The organism is Rathayibacter sp. AY1F2 (assembly GCF_002930885.1).
Classification (GTDB): domain Bacteria; phylum Actinomycetota; class Actinomycetes; order Actinomycetales; family Microbacteriaceae; genus Rathayibacter.
Genome location: NZ_PSVG01000001.1, coordinates 13091 through 34535, shown reverse-complemented (window position 1 = coordinate 34535; position 21445 = coordinate 13091). Strand labels below are relative to the sequence as shown.

Below are 21445 nucleotides of genomic sequence, written 5' to 3'. Positions count from 1 at the left end.
CGCGGTGTCCCCGGGCCGCTCACGTCGAGCGGGGCTGCAGTGCGTCGGCCCGCCGGTTCACTCCAGAGCGGGCAGGACCACCGCGCGGACCGCCTCCGAGAACCGGGCGTAGCCGGCCTCGTCGAAGTGCAGGCCGTCGTCGACGAAGAGGGAGGGGTCGACAGAGCCGTCGGAGGTGACGAGCGCGTCGGCGGTGGGGACGAAGGTGACGCGGCCGTCCGTCTCGGCGTAGGCGCTGACCGCGGTGTTGGCGGCGCGGACCTCGGCGCCGACGGAGGCGCGGGCGGGCGTCTCCGCGATCTCGACGTAGAACAGCTCGGCGTCGGGGGCGACCTCCTCCACGCGCTGGAGGTACTCGACGACGGCGCCGGCGGTCTGGGCGCCGGTGCGCGAGCCCTCCTCGCCGCTGATGTCGTTCGCTCCCACGTACACGATCACGGCGCGGGGATCGAAGGGGGCGACCATGCGGTCCAGCCACGCGAGGTGATCGGCGACGGTCGTGCCGCCGATCCCGATGTTGTAGGTCTCGAGCGGGCGCAGGTCCTCCTTGGAGGTCGTCCAGCGGCCGATCGTGGAGCTGCCCGTGAGGACGATGCTGTGCTGCGGGAACCCGGCGGCGAAGCGCCTCTCGAGACCGGCGACGCGCTCGGCCATGTCGACGGAGGAGGTGGGGTCGGGGGAGCTCGCGGCCGGAGCGCCCGCGCCTCCGCTCCGCGAGGCGAGCGAGAGGGCGATGCCCGCGCCGGCGAGGACCAGCGCGAGCACCAGCAGCGCGACCAGGAGGTGGAGGCGGATGCGGCGGGGGTCGGGGGCGGAGCCGGGGGGCGTCGCTCGAGTCATGGCTCGATCCTCGGGCATCGGCGGGGGCGCGTCGTCCACGAGGCGGCCGGCCGAGGACCCGCGCACCCGGTGGCCGTCTCTCCGTCACCGGATCGCCGTGATCGAATACGCGCAGAACATCACAGAGGATGCACAGCCGTGCGACACTTGCACATCGCCATCGCCATCGTCGCCGCCGGCCGACTTCCGATGGACGATCACGACGAGGACTCATGGCACGCGCACGCATCACCTGGGTGGACACGGCGAAGGGCATCGCGATCATCCTGGTCGCCCTGGCCCACTCCGTGCAGTGGACCACGACGGCCGGGATCGCCCCCGACTCGTGGAACGAGATCAACCTCCTCCTCATCACCTTCCGGATGCCGCTGTTCTTCCTCGCCTCGGGGCTGTTCGCCGGCTCCGTGCTCACCCGGTCGTGGCCGGAGCTCTGGCGTTCGCGGCTGAGCCTGCTGGTCTGGGCCTTCCTGCTCTGGTCCGTGGTGCGGTTCCTCTTCTTCCTGGTGGTGCCCAACCCGGGCGGCACCGACGAGTCCGACCCGCTCGCGCTGCTCCTCCAGCCGGTGATGCCGCACAACGGGCTCTGGTTCCTCTACGCGCTCACGATCTTCTTCGTGGCCGCCAAGCTCGCGCAGGGCCGGATCGACTGGCGGGTGCAGATCGGCATCGCGACCGCGATCGCCGTGGTCTGGTACGCCGTCCGCTCCAGCACCTCCGAGGGCACCGGGAACATCGCCTGGGACGGCATGGCCCGCTACCTGATGTTCTTCCTGCTCGGCCTCTACCTGCGCAACGCGGTGATCGCCTTCGTGGAGCGCCGCGGGATCCTCAGCGGAGTCGGCTTCGGCGTGCTGTTCCTCGCGCTCGCCGGCGTGATCCTCGCCGTCCGCGCCCGCTTCCCGCTGCTGACGATCGGGCTGGTCCTGGTGAGCGTGCTGGCGGTCCTCGCCGGGCTCGTGGTCGCCCGCTTCCTCTCGAACCGGCGCGGCGCGGGCTGGATCACCTTCATCGGCCGCAACACGCTCCCGGTGTACGTGGTGCACGTCCTCTTCGTCTCGCTCGCCACGAGCGCCCTGCTGCTCTTCGACGGAGAGCGCTGGCTCGACGTCATCGGGCCGGTCGTGCCGCTCCTGGTCTGCGGGACCGGCGTCGCGGCGGCGCTGGGCTACTGGCGCCTCACCCGCGACCTGCCCGTGCTGAAGTACGGCTTCCAGGCGCCCGCCTGGTTCTCCGGCTCCCGCTCGCGCGTCGACGCCGGCTGACCGCGGGGCGCCCGCCGACGGCGCCTCGGCATCGGCCCCGGGAGTCTCTTGAACGGTTTCCCAGAGCCGATCGCGCGGATGTGCGCCTGGGAATCCGCTGAAGGCCCGTGAGAGGAAGTCTCAGCGCTCCGTCGCCCGCCTGATCGCTCGGCGTCGAGAGGCCGGCGGCGGCTGGTCCGACGGAGGCGAGCCCCGCTCCGCAGTCGCCGCGCGGTGGACTCCCTCGACGTCGAGAGGGACTGTCTCGACGTCGAGCGACCGGTCGGCGGGAGCGCTCGGAGGGGCGTCCGGGGCCACCCCGGAAAGGGTGCCGCCAGGAGCTCGCGGAAGGCCGCACATCCGCCCCAGTACTGGGATCGGAGGCCGTCGGACCCCTTCCGCCGACCTACTCTCGGAGCTGTGAACGAACTCCTGGACCCGCTCCTGCTGTCGAGATGGCAGTTCGGTCTGACGACGATCTACCACTTCCTGTTCGTGCCGCTCACGATCGGCATGGCGCTCACCGTCGCGATCTTCCAGACCTGCTGGGTGCGCACCGGGAAGGTGCACTACCTGCAGCTGACGAAGTTCTTCGGGAAGCTCTTCCTGATCAACTTCGCGATGGGCGTCGTGACCGGGATCGTCCAGGAGTTCCAGTTCGGGATGAACTGGAGCGACTACTCCCGCTTCGTCGGCGACGTCTTCGGGGCCCCGCTGGCGTTCGAGGGCCTGCTCGCCTTCTTCCTCGAGGCGACCTTCATCGGCCTCTGGATCTTCGGCTGGGACAAGCTGCCCGAGAAGCTGCACCTGGCCACCATCTGGCTGACCACGCTCGGCACCACGCTCTCGGCCTACTTCATCATCGCCGCGAACGCGTTCATGCAGAACCCGGTCGGCTTCCGCATCAACGAGACCAAGGGCCGCGCGGAGCTCACCGACATCTGGGCGCTCCTCACCAACAAGGTCGCTCTCGCCGCGTTCCCGCACACGATCTTCGCCTGCTTCATGGTCTCGGCCGCCGTCATCATCAGCGTCGCGGCCTACCACCTCTCGCGGAACCAGCACCTCGAGACCATGCGCCCCGCGCTGAGGTTCGGCGCCTGGATGATGCTCGTCAGCGGCGGCCTGACCCTGTTCACCGGCGACTCGCTCGGCCTCGCGATGGTCGACACGCAGCCGATGAAGATGGCGGCCGCGGAGGCGCTCTACAGGACCTCCACGGGCGTCGACGCCTCCTTCTCCGTCTTCACCTGGGGCACGCCGGACGGCTCGAGCGAGCTGTTCTCGATCCGCATCCCCTACCTGCTCTCCTTCCTCTCGACGCACACCTTCACCGGCACGGTCGAGGGCATCAACGACCTCCAGGCGCAATACACCCAGGTCTACGGACCCGGCGATTACACGCCGATCATCTGGGTCACCTACTGGTCGTTCCGCTGGATGATGGCCCTCGGCGTTCTGGCCATCGGCATCGCCGCGGCCGGCCTCTGGTTCACCCGGAAGGGCCGCGAGCCGAAGCAGTGGATGTGGAAGGTCGCGATCTGGGCCGCCCCGCTGCCGCTGATGGCGATGATCGTGGGCTGGGTCTTCACCGAGATGGGCCGCCAGCCGTGGCTCGTGTTCGGACTGCTGAAGACCGCCGACGGAGTCTCGCCCGGAGTGAGCGGCCTCGAGGTCCTGATCTCGCTGCTCGCCTTCACCGCGATCTACGGCACGCTCGCCGTGGTCGAGTTCCGCCTGATCAAGCGGGCCGCGCAGGCCGGCCCCGACGACGCTCCCGAGGTCGACGAGGAGAGCGGTCGCCCGCAGCTCGTCGGCACCGTCTACTAGGAGGCACCCCTCATGGATCTCGCCGTTCTCTGGTTCTGGATCGTCGCGTTCTTCTTCATCGGCTACTTCGTCCTCGACGGGTTCGACTTCGGCGTCGGCATGTCGCTCCCGTTCCTCGGGCGCGACGACACCGACCGCCGCGTGCTGATCAACACGATCGGCCCGGTGTGGGACCTGAACGAGACGTGGGTGATCGTCGCCGGCGCCGCCCTGTTCGCCGCGTTCCCGGAGTGGTACGCCACGCTCTTCAGCGGGTTCTACCTGCCGCTTCTGCTCATCCTGCTCGCGCTGATCGCCCGCGGCGTCTCGTTCGAGTACCGGCACCAGCGTCCGGAGGCGCAGTGGAAGCGGCGCTTCGACACGATGATCGTCGTCGGCTCCGCGGTGCCCGCCTTCCTCTGGGGCGTGGCCTTCGCGAACATCGTGCAGGGCGTCCCGATGGACGCCGACCACAACTTCACCGGCACCGTCCTGGACCTGCTGAACCCCTACGCGCTCCTGGGCGGAGCGACGACCCTCCTGCTCTTCTTCACGCACGGAGTCGTCTTCGTCGCCCTGAAGACGGAGGGGGAGATCCGCGAGCGTGCGCGCCGCCTGGCGACCCGCGCGGGGCTGCTCACCGTGGTCGTCGCCGCGGTCTTCCTGGCCTGGACCAACCTCGGCCAGGGGAGCACCGCCTCCTGGGCGCTCTCGGCGGGCGCGGCCGCGACCCTCGTCGGCGGCTGGCTCGCGATCACGCGAGGCCGGGAGGGACGCGCCTTCGCGCTGCTGGCCGGCACCATCGCGCTCGCCGTGCTCGCCCTCTTCGCGACGCTGTTCCCCGCGGTGATGCCGGCCTCGAACGTCCCCGCCTACGGGCTGACGATCGAGAACGCCTCCAGCACGCCCTATACGCTGGCGGTCATGAGTTGGACCGCCCTGGTGTTCGTGCCGCTCATCGTCGGCTACCAGGCCTGGACCTACTGGATCTTCCGCAAGCGCATCAGCCGCGCGCACATCCCGGTCGACGCCCACTGACGTGAAGCCCCTCGATCCGCGCCTGCTCCGCTACGCCCGGGCGGCCCGCGTGTTCCTCCTGCTCGGCGGGGTGCTCGCGCTGGCGAGGACCCTGGCGATCGTCGCCTTCGCGTGGCTCGTGGCGCAGCTGGTGGCCGGTGCGGTCGACGGGAGGAGCGCCGACGATCTCGCGCCGCTGCTGGCCGCCCTGCTCGCGGTCGTCGCGGCGCGGGCGGCTCTCGCCTGGGCGACCGAGGTGAACGCGGTGCGCGGAGGAGCAGGAGCGAAGGCGCAGCTGCGGCAGGCGGTCCTCGCCGCACTGGTCGAGCTCGGCCCGGCGGGCCGCTCCGAAGGGGGCTCGGGCGGGGTCGTCGCGCTGCTGGGCGGCGGACTGGACTCCCTCGACGGCTACTTCGCCCGCTACCTCCCGCAGCTGATCGCCACCGCGGTGGCGACGCCGCTCCTGACGCTCGTGGTCTTCCTCGCCGATCCGCTCAGCGCGGTGTTCCTGGTGGTGACCCTGCCGCTCATCCCGGTGTTCATGGTGCTGATCGGCTGGGCGACCCAGGCCGTGCAGGCGCGGCAGTGGGAGCGGCTGCAGGCGCTCGCGTCCGGCTTCGTCGACACCGTCGGCGGCCTCGCAACACTCAAGATCTTCGGGCGGGCCGAGCGGCAGGCGACGCGGATCCGCGCGCTGACCGAGGACTACCGCGTGCACACGATGAAGGTGCTGCGGGTGACCTTCGTCAGCGGCTTCGTGCTGGAGCTCGCCGGCTCGCTCTCGGTCGCGCTGGTCGCCGTCTCGATCGGGCTGCGGCTCGTCGACGGCTCGCTGGGGCTGGCCGTCGGGCTGTTCGTCCTGGTGCTGGCGCCGGACGTGTTCCTGCCGGTGCGCCAGGTCGGTGCCGAGTTCCATGCGGCGGCGGACGGGGTGCAGGCGGCGGACCGCGCCTTCGCCGTCCTCGAGCGCGCGGCGGCCCTGCCCGCTCGCGGGAAGGCCCCGGCGGCGACGGGGGCGCTCGAGCTGCGGGGTCTCGCGGTCGACGACGGACGCGGGCGGACGCTCGCTCCTGTCGACGCGGTGCTCCCCGTCGGGTCGATCACCGTGGTGACCGGGCCCAGCGGGTCCGGGAAGTCGACGCTGATCGCCGCGCTCGCGGGCTTCGTGCCCTTCTCGGGCACGCTGCTGCTCGGCGGGTCGCCGGTCGCGGATCTGCGGTCGACGCTCGCCTGGGCGGGCCAGCGGCCCGACCTTTTCCCGGGGAGCGTCGCCTCCGCCGTCGGGCTCGGAGCACTCTCGCCGGACCCCGAGCGCGTGCGGCGGGCCCTGGCGATCGCCGCCGTCGACGTGGACCCCGAGCGCCGGCTCGACGCCGAGGGGACGGGCCTCTCGGGCGGGCAGAGCGCCCGTGTCGCCGTCGCCCGCGCTGTGCACCGCCTGCTCGAGCGCGGGTGCGCGGTGCTGGCCCTGGACGAGCCGACCGCCGCCCTCGACGACGAGTCCGAGCGGGCGCTGCTCGCCGGACTCAGGTCGCTGGCGGAGAGCGGGACGATCGTCGTCGTCGCCAGCCACCGGCCCGCGACCGTCGCGGCGGCCGACGCCGTGATCGCCTTGGCGCCGGCGGAGGCGGTCGCGAGGTGAACCGCTCCGACGTCCTCCGCGCCGCGATGCCCGGGCCGCGCCGCTTCCTGCCGGGTCTGTCCTTCGGGCTGCTCTCCTCCTCCGCCGTCGTGGCGCTGCTGGCCTGCTCCGCCTGGCTGATCGTCCGCGCGGCCGAGCAGCCGCCGATCCTGTTCCTCTCCATGGCCGTCGTGGGCGTGCGGGCCTTCGCGCTGGCGCGGGCCTTCTTCCGCTACCTCGAGCGGCTGACCGGCCACGACGCCGCCTTCCGCGCGCTCGCGGAGCTCCGGGCGGGCGTCTACGAGCGCCTGGTGCCGGTCGCGCCGGACGGGCTGGGCCGCGTTCGCCGTGGCGACCTGGTCTCCCGGGTGGTGGCGGACGTCGACGCCCAGCAGGACGTGCCGCTGCGCGTCGTGCAGCCGCTGGTCGTCGCGGCGCTGGTCGCTGCGGTCTCGGTGGTCGGCGTCTGGCTGCTGCTGCCGGCGATGGGCGCCGTGCTGCTGGCGCTGCTGGTCCTCGCCTTCGCCGGTGGGGCCCTGGGCGCCGGCCGGCTCTCCGCGCAGGCGGATCGCGAGCTGGCGCCGCTGCGCGGGGAGCTCGCCGAGCGCCTCAACCTGCTGGTCACCCGCCTCGACGTGCTCATCGCCTTCGATGCGGCGGGTGACGCTCTGGCGGACGTGGCACGCGCGGAGGAGTCGCTCGCCCGGGCGGCGCGTCGGCGGGCGGCCTCCGCCGGACTGGCCGCGGCCGTCCTCGCCCTCTGCTCGGGCGGTGCGGTCTGGGCGGGCCTCGCGCTCGGGATCCCGGCGATCGGCGACCTCGGCGGTCCGGCGCTGGGAGTCGTCGCGCTCGTGCCGCTCGCGGTCTTCGAGGTCGCCGCCGCCGCGCCGCTCGCCGTGCAGGCGGCGCGCACCGCGCTCTCGAGCGCTCAGCGCCTGGCCGATCTGGACGCCGAGGCGGCGTCGCCGGCGCTCGCGACCGACGCGGACGTGGACCCGGATGCCCCGGCTCCCCGGGGCGCCGGCATCGTCCTGCGCGACCTGTCGGTGAGCTGGCCCGGCGCGCACACGCCCGCGCTGCGGGGCGTCTCGCTCGACCTGCCGGAGGGTGCGCGCGTCCTCGTCACCGGCGGCAGCGGGTCCGGGAAGACCACGCTCGCGCACGCTCTGGTGCGCTTCCTCGACCACTCCGGCAGCTACCTCCTGGGCGGAGTCGAGGCGCGCACGCTGCCGCAGGCGGAGGTGCGGAAGCGGGTCGGGCTCATGGAGCAGCAGCCGTACCTCTTCGACGACACGATCCGGCAGAACCTCCTCTTCGCGCGGCCCGAGGCCGATGGCGCCGTGCTCGAGGCGGTGCTCGAGCGGGTCGGGCTCGGGCCCTGGGTCGCTGCACGCGGCGGGCTCGACGCGCGGGTGGGGGAGCGGGGCTCGCTCGTCTCGGGCGGTCAGGCTCAGCGGATCGCCCTCGCACGCGCACTCCTGGCCGATTTCCGCGTCCTGGTGCTGGACGAGCCGACGGCGTCGGTGGACGCTCCCGTGGCCGACGCCCTGCTCGGGGATCTGCTCCGCGCCGCCGAGGGGCGGACGGTGGTCCTGATCGCGCACCGGGTCGATCCGGGCCTGGAGTTCGACACGCGGATCCGGGTGGCGGACGGCACGGCGGCTCAGGAGTACCGGGCCGCCTGAGCAGGCGTCCGGCTCCGCGGGGCGGTCGGTCCGAGCGGCCGTTCAGCCGTGCTCCGTCGGGACCGAGGCCCGTGCCAGGGCGGCCGCGCGCGCCAGGCGCCCGCCCTCCGCCTCCCAGCGGTCGAGGACCGCGTCCGCCCGGGTCCGCGCCGCACCAAGCAGCCCTGCCAGGAGCGGAGCGACGACGTCGCGGGCCAGCGGGTCGCTCAGCTCGTCCACGCGGGAGTCGCGGACGAAGCCCTCGAGCCGGGTGAGGTCGGAGCCGCGCAGCCACTCGGCTCGGGACTGCAGCAGCACGACGGCCGCCAGCCGCGGCTCGAACACCGCCGGCTCCCACAGCTCGGAGGAGAGGGCGGTCACGTCGTCGTGCTCGAGCGAGCGGAACTTCCTCAGCGCGTCGCGGACGGTGCCGCGGACCGCCCCGACCGAGGCGCCCGTCGAGTCGAGCCCTGCTCCCAGGCGCTCGCGCACGTCCTGCGCGCGCCAGACGTCGCCCTCGTACTCCAGGGCCGAGCGGATGAAGTCGCCGGGGTCGCTCACCCCTCCATCATGCGTCGCGCGTCAGCCCCGGCTGGCCCAGACGGCCCGTCCGATGCCGTCGTACTCGACGAGGCGGCCGTCGTCCTGCAGCACGAGGCGGTAGGGCGCGACGACGCCGCTCTGGCCGATGCCGAAGGAGATCCTCGGGAACCGCAGCCAGAGGATCCGGGAGTCGGCCACGTCGAGCCGGCCCTCGGAGCTCATCGAGAAGGCGGCACCGGAGGCGGAGGAGGTGTTCGTCGCCCAGTCCGCGCCGTTCGGCCCGTAGACGACGAAGTTGCCGTCGCGCTGCATCTCAGCCCGCCACTGCCCGCTCGCCGAGGTCAGCCGCGTGCCCGCGACGACGAGGCCGCTCGGGGAGAGCGAGTCGCGCACGACGAGCGCGGCACTGCTCCAGAGGACGCCGGAGTCGTCCGCGATCCGGAGATCGCCCTCGCGGAGGACCATCGTGGCGCCCGGCTCGCCGGACGTGTCCGAGGCCCACACGGGCGCGCCGTCCGCGGTGTAGACCACGGCGTTCCCGTCGTCCTGCATCCGGAGTACGTTGCCCCGGCCGCGGGTGCCGCTCGCCCAGAGAGCCCCGCCCTGTCCGTAGACGACGAGGTTGCCGTCCGCCTGCATGACCGCCGTGGTGCCTCCCTGAGTGGCGAGCCGGTTCCCCGCGTAGAGGGTGCTGCCGCGGCGGAGGGTGTCGGTGCGCGGCTCGTCGATCCGGCCGCCGATGCTGCTGGCCCAGGCGGCCGAGCCGCTGCGGCGGTAGATCACGAGATTGCCGTCGTCCTGCATCCGCAGCTCGCCGCCCGGGTCGGCCACCGTGCCGCTCGCCCAGACCGGGCGCCCGTCCGCGGCGTACACGACGAGGTTGCCGTCGTCCTGCATCCGCAGGCTGTCGCCGCGCCCCTGCGTGCCCGAGGCCCAGGTGGGACGGCCGCCGGCGGCGTAGACCACGGCGTTGCCGTCGGTCTGCATCACGAGGGAGGAGGCGCCGTCGGGGGACACCAGGCGCTCGCCGCGCGCGAGCTGCTCGCCGGCACGGAGGACCGCGGCGGAGGCGACGGCGGAGGACGCCGAGGGCGGGGCCTCGACCGCGGAGGCGGGCAGCGAGCCCAGCAGGAGCGCGCCCGTGGCGGCGAGCGCCGCGAGGGAGGCGGTCAGGGAGCGGCCGGAGGGGAGGTGCGTCATCGCAGGAGTCCTGTCGGGGAGGGCGGCGGGGTCGGGGGAATCGTCCCACGGCGGGGGAGACGACGACGCCCCCCGGTCCGGGGACCAGGGGGCGTCGTGGCGGAGGGGCGTCAGCCGCGGCTGGCCCAGACCGCGCGGCGGCTGTCGTACTCGACGAGGTTGCCGTCGTCCTGCATGACGAGCTTGTAGGGGCCGACCGACGCGGCGGGCGGGACGACCGACCATCCGCTCGTCGTCTCGGTGCCCACGGCGATCTGCCCGCTGGTGTCGAGGGCGAAGAAGCCGCCTGCGCGGGTGGTCTTCGACGCCCAGATCGGGCCGTTCTTGCCGTAGACGACGAAGTTGCCGTCCGCCTGCATCACCGCTCGGTAGACGCCGTTCGCGGAGCGGAGGAAGCTGCCCGCCTCGAGCGAGTTCGCCGCGTAGAGGGTGGTCGAGGGGAAGGCGGCCTGGCTGGTCCAGATCACGTCGTCGGACGGGTTCACGATGATCAGCGAGCCGGCGTTGTTGATGCCCAGGCGGAGGTCCTTGCCGCGCGTGCCCGAGAACCACTTGACGGAGCCGTCGGAGCCGTAGATGACGGCGTTGCCGTCCTTCTGCATGGTGATGCGGTTGCCGGAGCCGCCGGTGCCGGTGCCCCAGACGGCGCCCTGGGGGCCGTAGCCGACGAAGTTGCCGTCGTTCTGCATGACGGCGCTGAAGCGGCCGTCGGCGGAGGTGAGCTGGTGGACGGGGCGGAGGGTCTGCTCCGTGAACAGCGTGTCGGTCACCGGCTCGGCGATGACGCGGCGGACGCTGCTCGCCCAGGCGGGCGAGCCGTTCTCGCGGTAGACGACGAGGTTGCCGTCGGGCTGCATGATCACCGAGGCGCCCGCTTCGTTGATCGTGTTCGTGCTCCACACGGGGCCGCCCTTGGCGGAGTAGACGACCATGTTGCCGTCGGTCTGCATGACCAGGTGGTCGCCGCGGCCCTGGGTGTTCGTCGCGAAGGTGGGGCGGCCCTGCGGGTCGTAGACCACCGCGTTGCCGTCGGTCTGCATCCGGAACGAGTAGCCGTTCGTGCCCGAGACGATCCGCTGTCCGGCGGCCAGCTCCTTGCCGCCGACGAGGGCGTTGTAGTAGCTGACGGCCGCGCGGGCGGTCTGCTGGGCGGCCTCGGGCGACTCGCTCGCGGGAGCGAGGCCGGTCGGCGCCTCCTCGGAGGAGGACAGGGGCTTCTGCGGGTTCTCCGCGGCGAGGGCCGGGGTCGCGCCGAAGAGCAGGGCACCGGTCGCGACGAGCGCGATCAGCCCGGAGGCGAGGGGGCGGGGGGAGGGGGAACGCGTCATCGCAGGACTTTCTCGAGTGGCCGGCGGGGGCCGGAAGAGGGGGTACTCGATGCTCGCACGGCGGACGCACGAGTGCGACCGGAACGGGGGCCCTCCGTCTGGGGGACGCGTGGGAGCTGAGGTCCTCCGCGGGTCAGAGCGCAGGGAGGGGCCGCCTGAGAGCGTCCAGCCGCTTCCGCCAGGCGTCCAGGCGGCCCGGCTCCGCGGCGAGCGCCGGTCCGTCCGCCCAGGCGGTCGCCAGCCGCAGACCGTGCAGGGCGTTGGCCGTCCAGACCTCACGGCCCTCGAGCGACTCCGGCTCGGCCGGGGCCTCGATCACGTCCACGCCGAGCGCGCCGGCGAGCACCGAGACGGTGCGAGCCGTCACGCTGCGCACGCGGGTGCTCGTCGCCGGAGGGACGACCAGCGCGTCGCCCAGCCACCACAGGATCGCGCTGCTCGCTCCGTCGATGACGGCGCCCTCGGCGTCGAGCAGCACGGCCTCGTCCGCTCCCGCGGCGTGCGCGAGCGTTCGCAGGAGGGCGAGACGTGCGATGTCCGGCCCCTTCCAGGACGGTGTCCGGCGCGGATCCACGGGGCTCGTCCACAGCACCACCGAGCGGGTCGTCGGCGGGGCGGGTCGCAGCCGGAGCCGCAGGGCGCCTCCCGAGAGCTCGACGCGCGGGAAGGACCGGCCCTCGCGGGGCAGGGCGGCGATCGCGGCGTCGAGGAACGCCTCGACGTCCGGGTGCCCGCCCGCCGAGGCGACGGAGGCGGCGAACCGCTCGCGGTGCAGGTCGAGTCCGCGGACCCGGCCCTCGTCCACCAGCCAGGAGTCGGCCGCGTCCAGGGAGGTGCCGGGCGGCTCGGGAACGCTCGTCAGGGCCCGCCCGTCCCACTCCCGAACCTGCTCGCCGTCCACGACCGCCTACGCTAGCCCAGTGGTCTCGGAGGATCGGCACGTCCGCTCGGTCGAGCTGCCCTGGGTCGATCCGGAGCTCGCGCACCACGCCCTGTTCGCCACGGCCGAGGCGTCGTTCTGGCTCGACTCGGGCCTCGGAGCGACGAGCGGCCGCTCCTACCTCGGGGCGTGCGCCCGCGAGGACGTGCTCCTCGTCGAGGCCGGCGGCGACGTGGCGGCGGCGCTCGCCGCGGTCGACGACGAGGCCCCGGCGGGCGACCGCGCGCTCGGCCGCTACGGCTGGATCTCCTACGAGGCGGGAGCCGCCTCCGTCTCCCTGCCCTCGGCGCCGACCGGCCCCGCGGATCCGCCCGCTCTCGCCCTGCTCCGGGGCGACCCCGTGCTCGAGTTCGACCACGGCACCCGGACCGTCCGCCTGGTCGCGACAGGAGACGCGCAGGAGCTCACCGTGCGCCTGCTCGAGCTCGTCGGCGCGCTCGCACCCGCGGACCCCGCGGATCCCGAGCCCGCCGGCGTCCCGGTCCGCCGTCACTCCGCCGCCGAGTACACGGCGCTGATCGGCCGCTGCCAGGAGGCCATCCGCGCGGGGGACGCCTACCAGCTCTGCCTCACCGACGAGATCGTCGTCGAGGGCCGGTTCGATCCGGTCGAGGCGTACCGTCGCCTCCGCCGCTCCAGCCCGAGCCATCACGGCGGGCTGATCCGCCTCGGCCCGCTCGCGCTCGTCAGCGCCTCGCCCGAGCGGTTCCTCACCGGCGGGGCCGATGGACGCGTCGCCACGCATCCCATCAAGGGCACGCGCCCCCGGGGCCGGGACGCCGACGAGGACCGCGCGCTCCGGGACGAGCTCGTGTCGAGCGTGAAGGAGCGGGCCGAGAACGTGATGATCGTGGACCTCGTCCGCAACGACCTCGCCCGGATCGCCGCCCCCGGCTCCGTCGTCGTCGACCGCCTGCTCGAGGTGGAGAGCTACCCGCACGTCCACCAGCTGGTCAGCGAGGTCTCGGCCCGCCGGGCGCCCGGCGTCGGGATCGCCGAGCTGATCGCAGCCCTCTTCCCGGCCGGCTCGATGACGGGAGCGCCCAAGCGCCGGGCCGTGGAGCTGCTGCGGGAGTGGGAGGGCGGTCCCCGCGGCGTCTACTCCGGCGCCTTCGGCCGCCTGGGCTCGGACGGTTCGCTGGACCTCGCGATGACGATCCGCACCCTCGTGCTCGACGGCGAGCGCGCCCGCCTGGGGACCGGCGGCGGCATCACCGCGCTCTCGGTGCCGGAGGAGGAGGTCGAGGAGACGCGGCTGAAGGCGCGGGCGCTCCTCGCGGTGCTGGGCGCCGCCGAGGAGTGAGCGGGCGCCGCGTTCGTCTGCCGTGCGCGCGGGGCCAGTAGGGTTGATGGTCGAACGCAGCCGCCCACGCGTGCGCGTTCTCCCCCTCCTTCAGAAGTGAGAAGCACCTGTGGCAGAAGACACCTCCCGGCAGACCGGCGCGAGCGACGAGGAGCGCTACGACTTCCGAGCGCTCCAGGAGAAGTGGCTCCCGATCTGGGAGGAGACGCGCCCGTTCGCGACGGACGACCCCGACGACAAGCGCCCCCGTAAGTACGTGCTCGACATGTTCCCGTACCCCTCGGGCGACCTGCACATGGGCCACGCCGAGGCGTACGCGCTCGGTGACGTGATCGCGCGCTACTGGCGCCAGCAGGGCTTCAACGTCCTCCACCCGATCGGCTGGGACAGCTTCGGCCTGCCCGCCGAGAACGCCGCGATCAAGCGCGGGCTGAACCCGGTCACCTGGACCTACGACAACATCGAGCAGCAGAAGCGCTCGATGAAGCGCTACGCCGCGTCCTTCGACTGGGACCGCGTGCTGCACACCTCCGACCCCGAGTACTACAAGTGGAACCAGTGGCTGTTCCTCAAGATGTACGAGAAGGGCCTCGCCTACCGCAAGGACAGCTGGGTCAACTGGGACCCGGTGGACCAGACGGTCCTGGCGAACGAGCAGGTCCTGGCGGACGGCACCTCCGAGCGCTCCGGCGCGGTCGTGGTCAAGAAGAAGCTCACGCAGTGGTACTTCAAGATCACCGACTACGCCGACCGGCTGCTCGACGACCTGAACCAGCTCGAGGGCTCCTGGCCGTCGAAGGTCATCGCCATGCAGCGCAACTGGATCGGCCGCTCCATCGGCGCCGACGTCGAGTTCGAGATCGAGGGCCGTGACGAACTCGTCACCGTCTTCACCACGCGCCCCGACACGCTCTACGGGGCGACCTTCATGGTCGTCGCGCCCGACTCCGATCTCGCCTCCGAGCTGGTCGAGGGCTCCGAGCCCGCGATCCGCGACGCGTTCCGCAGCTACCTCGAGACGGTGCAGAAGTCGAACGAGATCGAGCGCCTGACCGCCGACCGCCCCAAGACCGGCGTGTTCCTCGGCCGCTACGCGGTGAACCCCGTGAACGGCGAGCGGCTGCCGATCTGGGCCGCCGACTACGTCCTCTCCGACTACGGCCACGGAGCCGTCATGGCCGTGCCCGCGCACGACCAGCGCGACCTCGACTTCGCCCGCGCCTTCGACCTGCCCGTGCGCGTGGTCGTCGACACCAACGCGTCCGTCACCGGGGCGATCCCGGTCATCCCCGAGGATCCGGAGGAGCTGGCCGCGCTCGAGAAGGAGTACTCGCTCGACCCCGCCACGACCGGCGAGGCGCTGACCGGCGACGGCCGCCTGATCAACTCCGGGCCGCTCGACGGGCTCTCCAAGCGCACGGCCATCGAGCGCGTCATCAGGATGCTCGAGGAGCGCGGCCGCGGCCGCTCGGCCAAGAACTACCGCCTGCGCGACTGGCTGATCTCGCGTCAGCGCTACTGGGGCACCCCCATCCCGATCATCCACGGAGCCGACGGCGAGCTCGTGCCGGTGCCCGAGGACCAGCTGCCCGTCGTCCTGCCCTCCACCGACGGCCTCGACCTGCAGCCGAAGGGCTCGTCGCCGCTCGGAGCGGCGGAGGACTGGGTGAACGTGCCGCACCCGGTGGACGGCTCGCCCGCGCGCCGCGACCCGGACACGATGGACACCTTCGTCGACTCCTCGTGGTACTTCCTCCGCTTCCTCTCGCCGAAGGACGACACGCAGGCCTTCGATCCGAAGCTCGCCGAGAAGTGGGCGCCCGTCGACCAGTACGTCGGGGGCGTGACGCACGCGATCCTGCACCTGCTGTACGCGCGCTTCATCACCAAGGTGCTGTTCGACCTGGGCTACGTGTCGTTCACGGAGCCGTTCACCGCGCTGCTGAACCAGGGCATGGTGCAGATGGACGGCGCGGCGATGTCCAAGTCGAAGGGCAACATCGTCCGGCTCTCGGACCAGCTGGACGAGTTCGGCGTCGACGCCGTGCGCCTGACGATGGCGTTCGCCGGCCCGCCCGAGGACGACATCGACTGGGCCGACGTCTCGCCCGGCGGCAGCGCGAAGTTCCTCGCCCGCGCCTGGCGCCTGGCGAAGGACGTCACCTCGAGGCCCGACGTCGAGTGGAAGTCGGGCGACGCGGCTCTGCGCCGCCAGACCCACCGCTTCCTCGCGGAGTCCCCGTCGCTGATCGAGGCGTTCAAGTTCAACGTCGTGGTCGCGCGGCTGATGGAGCTCGTCAACGCGACCCGCAAGGTCGTCGACTCGGGCGCCGGGGCCGGGGACCCCGCGGTCCGCGAGGCGGTCGAGGTGGTCGCGATGGCTCTCAACCTGTTCGCGCCGTACACGGCCGAGGACATGTGGCACCGTCTGGGCTACGAGGGCACCGTCGCGCACGCGCTGTGGCGCAAGGCCGACCCGTCGCTGCTGGTCGAGGAGAAGGTCACGGCGATCCTGCAGGTCGACGGCAAGGTCCGCGACCGGCTCGAGGTCTCGCCGAAGATCTCCTCCGACGAGCTCGAGGAGAAGGCGCGGGCCACGGCCGGCGTCGCCCGGGCTCTCGTCGGCCGCGAGGTCGTGAAGGCGATCGTGCGGGCGCCGCGCCTGGTGAACCTGGTGACGAAGGCGGTCTAGCCGCCGATCCGTCCCGACGGGGCTCCTCCTCTCGCAGGAGGGGCCCCGTCGTGCGTCCTGCCGGTGCTGCTCTCTCCTCCACAGGGAGGCGATCCGGCGGGCTGTCCCCGGATCGGTGTCGGCGGCCGCGCCGGGCGGTGACGCGGGTCCTACCGTCGGCGGATGCCAGAGACCAGCGGGACGGACGACGAGCAGTTGACGGCGCTGCTGCGGCCCCGCCGCGCCCGCCCGCGCTGGCGCGTGGGAGTGGGAGCGGCGGTCGTGCTCGTCATCGGCGCCGCGGTGGTCGCGGTGCTGCTCGCGGGAGCGCGGTCGAGCGGTCATGAGCGGGTCCTGGAGCCCGCCGTGTCGACGAGCGCGCCCGCTGCTGCGGCGGTCGAGTCGCTGTACGTTCACGTGGCCGGCGAGGTCGCCTCTCCGGGGCTGTACGTCCTGTCGCCGGAGGCGCGGGTGGCGGACGCGGTCGCCGCCGCCGGAGGGTTCCAGGAGTCGGCGGAGCGCGCGGCGGTCAACCTGGCCCGGAGGCTCGTGGACGGCGAGCAGATCGTCGTGCCGGCCGTGGGAGCGGCGCCGGCCGCGGCGGGAGCGGCTCCGGGCGGGGCCGCTCCAGGAGGAGCCTCCGCCGCCGGATCCGTGCTGAGCCTGAGCACGGCGACGGCGGCCCAGCTGGAGGAGCTGCCCGAGATCGGCCCGGCGACCGCGAAGAAGATCGTCGCCCACCGGGAGGCGAACGGCCCGTTCTCCTCCGTCGACCAGCTGCTCGAGGTCCCCGGGATCGGCGAGAAGACGCTCGCCGCGTTCCGCGACCAGGTCGCGCCGTGAGGAGCGTGCGGGCGGCGGACCTGCGGCTCCTGCCGGCAGCGGTGGCCGCCTGGACCACCGCGTGGGCGGCCGGGATGCTGCCGGTCGCGGCAGTGCTCGACGGGGGCCTCTCGTGGTGCGCCGCGGGCTGGGTGCTGCTCGGGGCGGCGTGCGTCCTGCTCCGGCGCGGCCTCGGCGGGCGGCTGGTCGGAGCGGTGCTCGTCGCGGGCGCGGGTGCCGCCCTGGCCCTCACCTCCGTCGTCGCTGCGGCGCCCGGTGGCCACCCGGCGTCGCTGCGGGAGGCCCAGGAGGATCGCGCCCTCACTCCGGTCACCGTGCGCGTCGACACGGGTGCCCGACCGCTCGCGACCGGGGGAGTGTGGTTCGACGCGACGGCGCTGCGGGTAGGAGACGCGTCGACCGCGGCCCCCGTCCGCGTGCTGCTCGCCGATCCCGGCGGTCGTCTGCCCGTGGGCGCCGAGCTCGACCTGGAGGCCCGTGCTGCGGCGCAGGAGGGGTCCGTCGGCGAGGCGACGATGCTGAGAGCGGCGTCCGTTGAGGACCGGCGCGGTCCCGGGGGAGCGGCGGCCGTCGCGGAGGTGCTGCGCTCGCGCTTCCTCGAACGCGCGGCGCTGGTCGGCGGCGATGTGGCGGGGCTGCTGCCGGGCCTCGCGACCGGCGACACGTCCGCGCTCGACGCGGGGCTCGAGGAGGCGATGCGCACCGCGTCGCTCACCCACCTGACCGCCGTCTCGGGCGCCAACTGCGCCGTGGTGGTGGTCGCCGGCTGGACGATCGTGGCGCTCCTCGGCGCCGGGCGCCGCCTCCGGACCGTCGCCGCCCTCGCCCTGCTCGCCGGCTTCGTGGTGCTGGTGACCCCCGAGCCGAGCGTGGTGCGGGCCGCCGTGATGGCGACGGTGGTCCTCCTCGCGCGGCTCGGGCGTCGCTCCGGAGCGGCAGTGCCCGCTCTGCTCGCGACCGTCGTCCTCCTCGTGGCCGCCGACCCCTCGATCGCGGGGAGGCTCGGCTTCGTGCTGTCCGTCCTCGCCACCGCCGGACTCCTGCTGCTCGCCGAGCCGATCGCGGGCGCTCTCGGTCGGGTGCTGCCCCGGCCTCTCGCCCTGCTGCTCGCGGTGCCGACCGCGGCGCAGCTCGCCTGCCAGCCCGTGCTGCTGCTCGTGGACCCGTCGGTGCCGGTGTACGGAGTGCTCGCCAACCTGCTCGCCGAGCCCGCGGCACCCGCCGCGACCGGGCTCGGGCTCATCGGCTGCCTGCTCGCTCCCTGGTGGCCCGGAGCCGCCGACGCGGCGATCCGGCTCGCCGCCGTCCCCGCCTGGTGGATCGCCTCGATCGCCCGCGCCGTCGACTCGTGGCCCGCCCCGAGGATCGCCTGGTGGCCCGGAGTGGGAGGAGCGCTCGCGCTCACCGTGCTGACCCTGCTCGCCCTCGTGCTGGTCACGCAGTCGCCGCGGCTCGCGCGGGTGCGCCGGATCGCCGCCGTCGGGCTGGCGTGCGCGATCGCCGCCGCCGGCGGCACCACCGTCGCCACGCCGCTCCTCCGCGCCGCCTCGGTTCCCGAGGACTGGCGTGTCGCGATGTGCGACGTCGGGCAGGGCGACGCGGTCCTCCTCCGCGGAGACGCGGGCGTGCTGCTCGTCGACACGGGGCCCGAGCCCGCACCGCTCGAGGCCTGCCTCAGCCTGATGGGGGTGGACCGGATCCCGCTGCTGGTTCTCACTCACTACGACCTCGACCACGTCGGCGGGCTCCAGGCCGTCCTCGGACGGACCGACGCCGCGCTCGTCGGGCCCGCCGCGGGCCGCGACGACGAGCGCGACCGGGCGGCGCTCACCGGCGCGGGGGTCGCCGTGCAGGAGGCGGTCCGCGGCGACAGCGGCGCGCTCGGCTCGCTGCGCTGGCGGGTCGAGTGGCCGGAGCGGCGGAGCGCGCTGCGGGGCAACGAGGCGAGCGTGACCCTCCGGGTCGACATCGGCGCGGACGCCCGCGGCGGCCCGCTCTCCGTCGCGCTCCTGGGCGACCTCGGCGAGCAGGAGCAGGGGCGCGTCTCCCGGCTGCCGGTCGGCCGGGTCGACGTCGTCAAGGTCGCGCATCACGGCTCCGCCGACCAGTCGCTCGCCCTCTACGACGCGCTCGGCGCGAGCGTCGGGCTGATCTCCGTCGGGGCGGAGAACGACTACGGTCATCCGAATCCGTCGCTCCTCGCTCTGCTGGCCGAGCGCGGGGTCGAGGCGCTGAGGTCGGATGTCGAGGGTACGGTCGTGCTCGCGTCCCGCAGCGACGGGATCGCGGTCTGGGTGAGCGGCGCGACGGCTCCCGCGGCGGCCTCGGGGCGCCGTGAGCGGGCCGTAGGGTGGAGGGCGCTCGGACGGGCGCGGCACGGAAGGACACGGCATGGCAGGCAGGGCCCCGGCGCGCGCGAAGGCAGCGCCCTCGAAGGCGGCGATCCCGCAGCTCGCCTGGAACCAGACCCGGCCGGCGCCGATCGTGCTGATCACCGGCCCGGAGCAGTTCCTCGCCGACCGCGCGCTGCGCTTCCTCCGCGAGTTCCTCCGGGCCGAGGACCCGAGCCTCGAGGTCAGCGACATCGACGCCGGCGGCTACGCGCCGGGGGAGCTGCTGACGCTCGCGAGCCCGTCCCTCTTCGACGAGCCCCGCCTCATCCGCGTCTCGAACGTCGAGAAGTGCACGGACGCGTTCCTCCTCGAGACCCTCGACTACCTCTCGGCGCCCGCGGACGGGGCGACCCTGGTGCTCCGCCACGGCGGCGGCAACCGGGGCAAGAAGCTCCTCGACGCCATCCGCTCGGGCACGGGCGGCGGCATCGAGATCGTCTGCGCCGAGCTCAAGCGCGAGAGCGACAAGGTCGACTTCGCGATCGCCGAGTTCCGCACCGCCGGCCGCACGGCGACCACCGGTGCCGTCCGAGCCCTGGTGTCTGCCTTCTCCGACGACCTCGACGAGCTCGCGTCGGCGTGCCAGCAGCTGCTGTCCGACGTCACCGGCGAGATCACCGAGGCGACCGTGGCGAAGTACTACGGCGGCCGCGTCGAGACCACGGCCTTCACCGTCGCCGACTCCGCGATCGCGGGCCGTCACGGCGAGGCGCTGCTCGGGCTCCGCCACGCCCTCGCCTCCGGTGCCGACCCGGTACCGATCGTCGCCGCGTTCGCGAGCAAGCTGCGGACCATGGCGAAGGTCGCCGGCTCGCGCGAGGGCTCGGGCCAGGTCGCCTCGCGTCTGGGCCTCGCTCCGTGGCAGGTGGACCGGGCCCGGCGCGACCTGCAGGGCTGGACCGGCGAGGGCCTCGGCACCGCGATCCTGACGGTCGCCGACGCCGACGCGAACGTGAAGGGCGCCACCCGCGACCCCGTGTACGCCCTCGAGCGCATGGTCTCCGTCGTCTCCGCCCGGGGCCTCTGACCCGCCCGAAAGACCCTGCGCCCGCGATCCGCACCGACCTCGTCCCCGGCGGTTCTCGATACGCCGCTCCGCGTCCACTCGACCAGCAGTGAGGGGATCACCTCCCCTCGCAGGGTCGCACCGCGGCCGACGAAGAGTCGGACGACGACCCTGCAGGGTCACCGGCGATCCGCGTGCGAGCGGATCGTCGTACCCGGAACGCTCCCCGCTCCTCCCACCGGGACCACCCCTGTAAGCCGACCGCGCGACGGGCGACGAGGAACGAGGAGCCCGTCGAGATCGGTGCGGGTCACCGGCGATCCGCGTGTCAGCGGATCGTCGTACCCCGAAACGCTCTCCGCTCCTCCCCCCGCGACCCTCCGCGGTAGCCGACCGGGCCGCAGCCGATCGAGAGCCGGACGATGCCCTCGCAGGGTCACCGGCGATCCGCGTGTCAGCGGATCGACGTACCCGGAACGGAACCCGCTCCTCCCACCGCAACCAAGCGCGGAAGCCGACTGCGCGACGGGCGACGAGGCACGAGGAGCCCGTCGACCGCGAAGCTGCAACGACGAAGGGCCCGGCCAATGGCCGGACCCTTCGTCGTTGCAGCTTCGCGCAGTACTACAGCGCGGCGACCTGCTTCGCGATGGCCGACTTGCGGTTCGCGGCCTGGTTCTTGTGGATGACGCCCTTGCTGGCGGCCTTGTCGAGCTTCTTGGCGGCGAAGGCGAGGGCGGTGCCGGCCTTCTCGGTGTCGCCGGCGGCGATGGCGGTGTGGACCGAGCGGATGGCGGTCTTCAGCTCGCTCTTGACGGCCTTGTTGCGCTCGTTCGCCTTCTTGTTGGTGAGGTTGCGCTTGATCTGCGACTTGATGTTTGCCACGTGGATTACCTTCTTCTCGGATGTGCGTGTGTGCAGCCGGCTACTCGACGGAGTGCCCCTTCCGCGGGCGTCTGAACGCCCTGCGGTGCGACTGGAGGTCGCCGGCTTCTGATCACTCCACGCCTGCCGGGTGTCCGGAGG

15 protein-coding genes and 1 pseudogene are annotated in these 21445 nt (G+C 73.4%); 10 read left to right on the top strand and 6 right to left on the bottom strand.

All coding sequences use genetic code 11. The annotated features are described in order from the left end of the window. Positions 1–57: 57 nt before the first annotated feature. Complete coding sequence (locus C5C54_RS00145) at positions 58–840, bottom strand: GDSL-type esterase/lipase family protein (protein WP_146082918.1); 783 nt, start codon at positions 838–840, stop codon at positions 58–60. 212 nt (positions 841–1052) lie between these two features. On the opposite strand from C5C54_RS00145, the gene C5C54_RS00140 reads away from it, so the two are divergent. From C5C54_RS00140 to cydC, 5 genes are all read left to right on the top strand, one after another. After that, positions 1053–2102 carry an acyltransferase family protein gene (locus C5C54_RS00140; RefSeq protein WP_181127825.1) on the top strand — a complete coding sequence of 350 codons (1050 nt, stop codon included), beginning with the start codon at positions 1053–1055 and terminating at the stop codon, positions 2100–2102. Positions 2103–2501: 399 nt separating this feature from the next. Next, complete coding sequence (locus C5C54_RS00135) at positions 2502–3911, top strand: cytochrome ubiquinol oxidase subunit I (RefSeq protein WP_104261744.1); 1410 nt, start codon at positions 2502–2504, stop codon at positions 3909–3911. A gap of 12 nt (positions 3912–3923) precedes the next feature. Continuing rightward, positions 3924–4928, top strand: coding sequence for a cytochrome d ubiquinol oxidase subunit II (cydB, locus tag C5C54_RS00130; RefSeq protein ID WP_104246540.1), 1005 nt, complete (start codon positions 3924–3926; stop codon positions 4926–4928). Position 4929: 1 nt separating this feature from the next. Continuing rightward, positions 4930–6549 (top strand): thiol reductant ABC exporter subunit CydD, encoded by a 1620-nt coding sequence (gene cydD / locus C5C54_RS00125; RefSeq protein ID WP_104287559.1) that lies wholly within the window; start codon positions 4930–4932, stop codon positions 6547–6549. Next, positions 6546–8213: a thiol reductant ABC exporter subunit CydC gene (cydC, locus tag C5C54_RS00120; protein WP_104287558.1), complete on the top strand. Its 1668-nt coding sequence runs from the start codon at positions 6546–6548 to the stop codon at positions 8211–8213. The genes cydD and cydC overlap by 4 nt, the downstream gene beginning before the upstream one ends. Positions 8214–8255: 42 nt before the next feature. Here cydC and C5C54_RS00115 read toward each other — a convergent pair whose 3' ends face one another. The 4 genes from C5C54_RS00115 to C5C54_RS00100 form a co-directional block, all read right to left on the bottom strand. Continuing rightward, positions 8256–8753 (bottom strand): DNA alkylation repair protein, encoded by a 498-nt coding sequence (locus C5C54_RS00115; RefSeq protein ID WP_104261741.1) that lies wholly within the window; start codon positions 8751–8753, stop codon positions 8256–8258. A 21-nt stretch (positions 8754–8774) separates the two neighbouring features. Continuing rightward, entirely contained in the window at positions 8775–9935 is a 1161-nt protein-coding gene (locus tag C5C54_RS00110) for a hypothetical protein (RefSeq protein ID WP_181127824.1), read from the bottom strand. Between the two features lie 110 nt (positions 9936–10045). Further along, the gene (locus tag C5C54_RS00105) at positions 10046–11263 is read right to left on the bottom strand and encodes a hypothetical protein (RefSeq protein ID WP_104287556.1); all 1218 of its coding nucleotides are present in this window, start codon (positions 11261–11263) and stop codon (positions 10046–10048) included. A gap of 133 nt (positions 11264–11396) precedes the next feature. After that, on the bottom strand, positions 11397–12164 hold the full coding sequence (locus C5C54_RS00100) for an aminotransferase class IV (RefSeq protein WP_258063151.1): 768 nt from the start codon (positions 12162–12164) through the stop codon (positions 11397–11399). Between the two features lie 19 nt (positions 12165–12183). Here C5C54_RS00100 and pabB point away from each other — a divergent pair, with 19 nt between their 5' ends. The 5 genes and pseudogenes from pabB to holA all read left to right on the top strand — a co-directional run bounded on the left by pabB (position 12184) and on the right by holA (position 20440). Next, positions 12184–13506, top strand: a complete 1323-nt coding sequence (gene pabB, locus C5C54_RS00095) for an aminodeoxychorismate synthase component I (protein WP_104287555.1) — start codon at positions 12184–12186, stop codon at positions 13504–13506. Between the two features lie 109 nt (positions 13507–13615). After that, entirely contained in the window at positions 13616–16198 is a 2583-nt protein-coding gene (leuS, locus tag C5C54_RS00090) for a leucine--tRNA ligase (RefSeq protein WP_104287554.1), read from the top strand. Positions 16199–16360: 162 nt separating this feature from the next. After that, the gene (locus C5C54_RS00085) at positions 16361–17020 is read left to right on the top strand and encodes a ComEA family DNA-binding protein (RefSeq protein ID WP_104255142.1); all 660 of its coding nucleotides are present in this window, start codon (positions 16361–16363) and stop codon (positions 17018–17020) included. A 74-nt stretch (positions 17021–17094) separates the two neighbouring features. Further along, positions 17095–18843 (top strand): annotated as a pseudogene (locus C5C54_RS18485) (ComEC/Rec2 family competence protein); the annotation flags it as partial. Positions 18844–19411: 568 nt separating this feature from the next. Then, on the top strand, positions 19412–20440 hold the full coding sequence (gene holA, locus C5C54_RS00070; RefSeq protein WP_104225645.1) for a DNA polymerase III subunit delta: 1029 nt from the start codon (positions 19412–19414) through the stop codon (positions 20438–20440). Between the two features lie 603 nt (positions 20441–21043). On the opposite strand, the gene rpsT is transcribed toward holA, so the two are convergent. Next, the gene (rpsT, locus tag C5C54_RS00065; RefSeq protein WP_097165711.1) at positions 21044–21304 is read right to left on the bottom strand and encodes a 30S ribosomal protein S20; all 261 of its coding nucleotides are present in this window, start codon (positions 21302–21304) and stop codon (positions 21044–21046) included. Positions 21305–21445 lie beyond the last annotated feature (141 nt).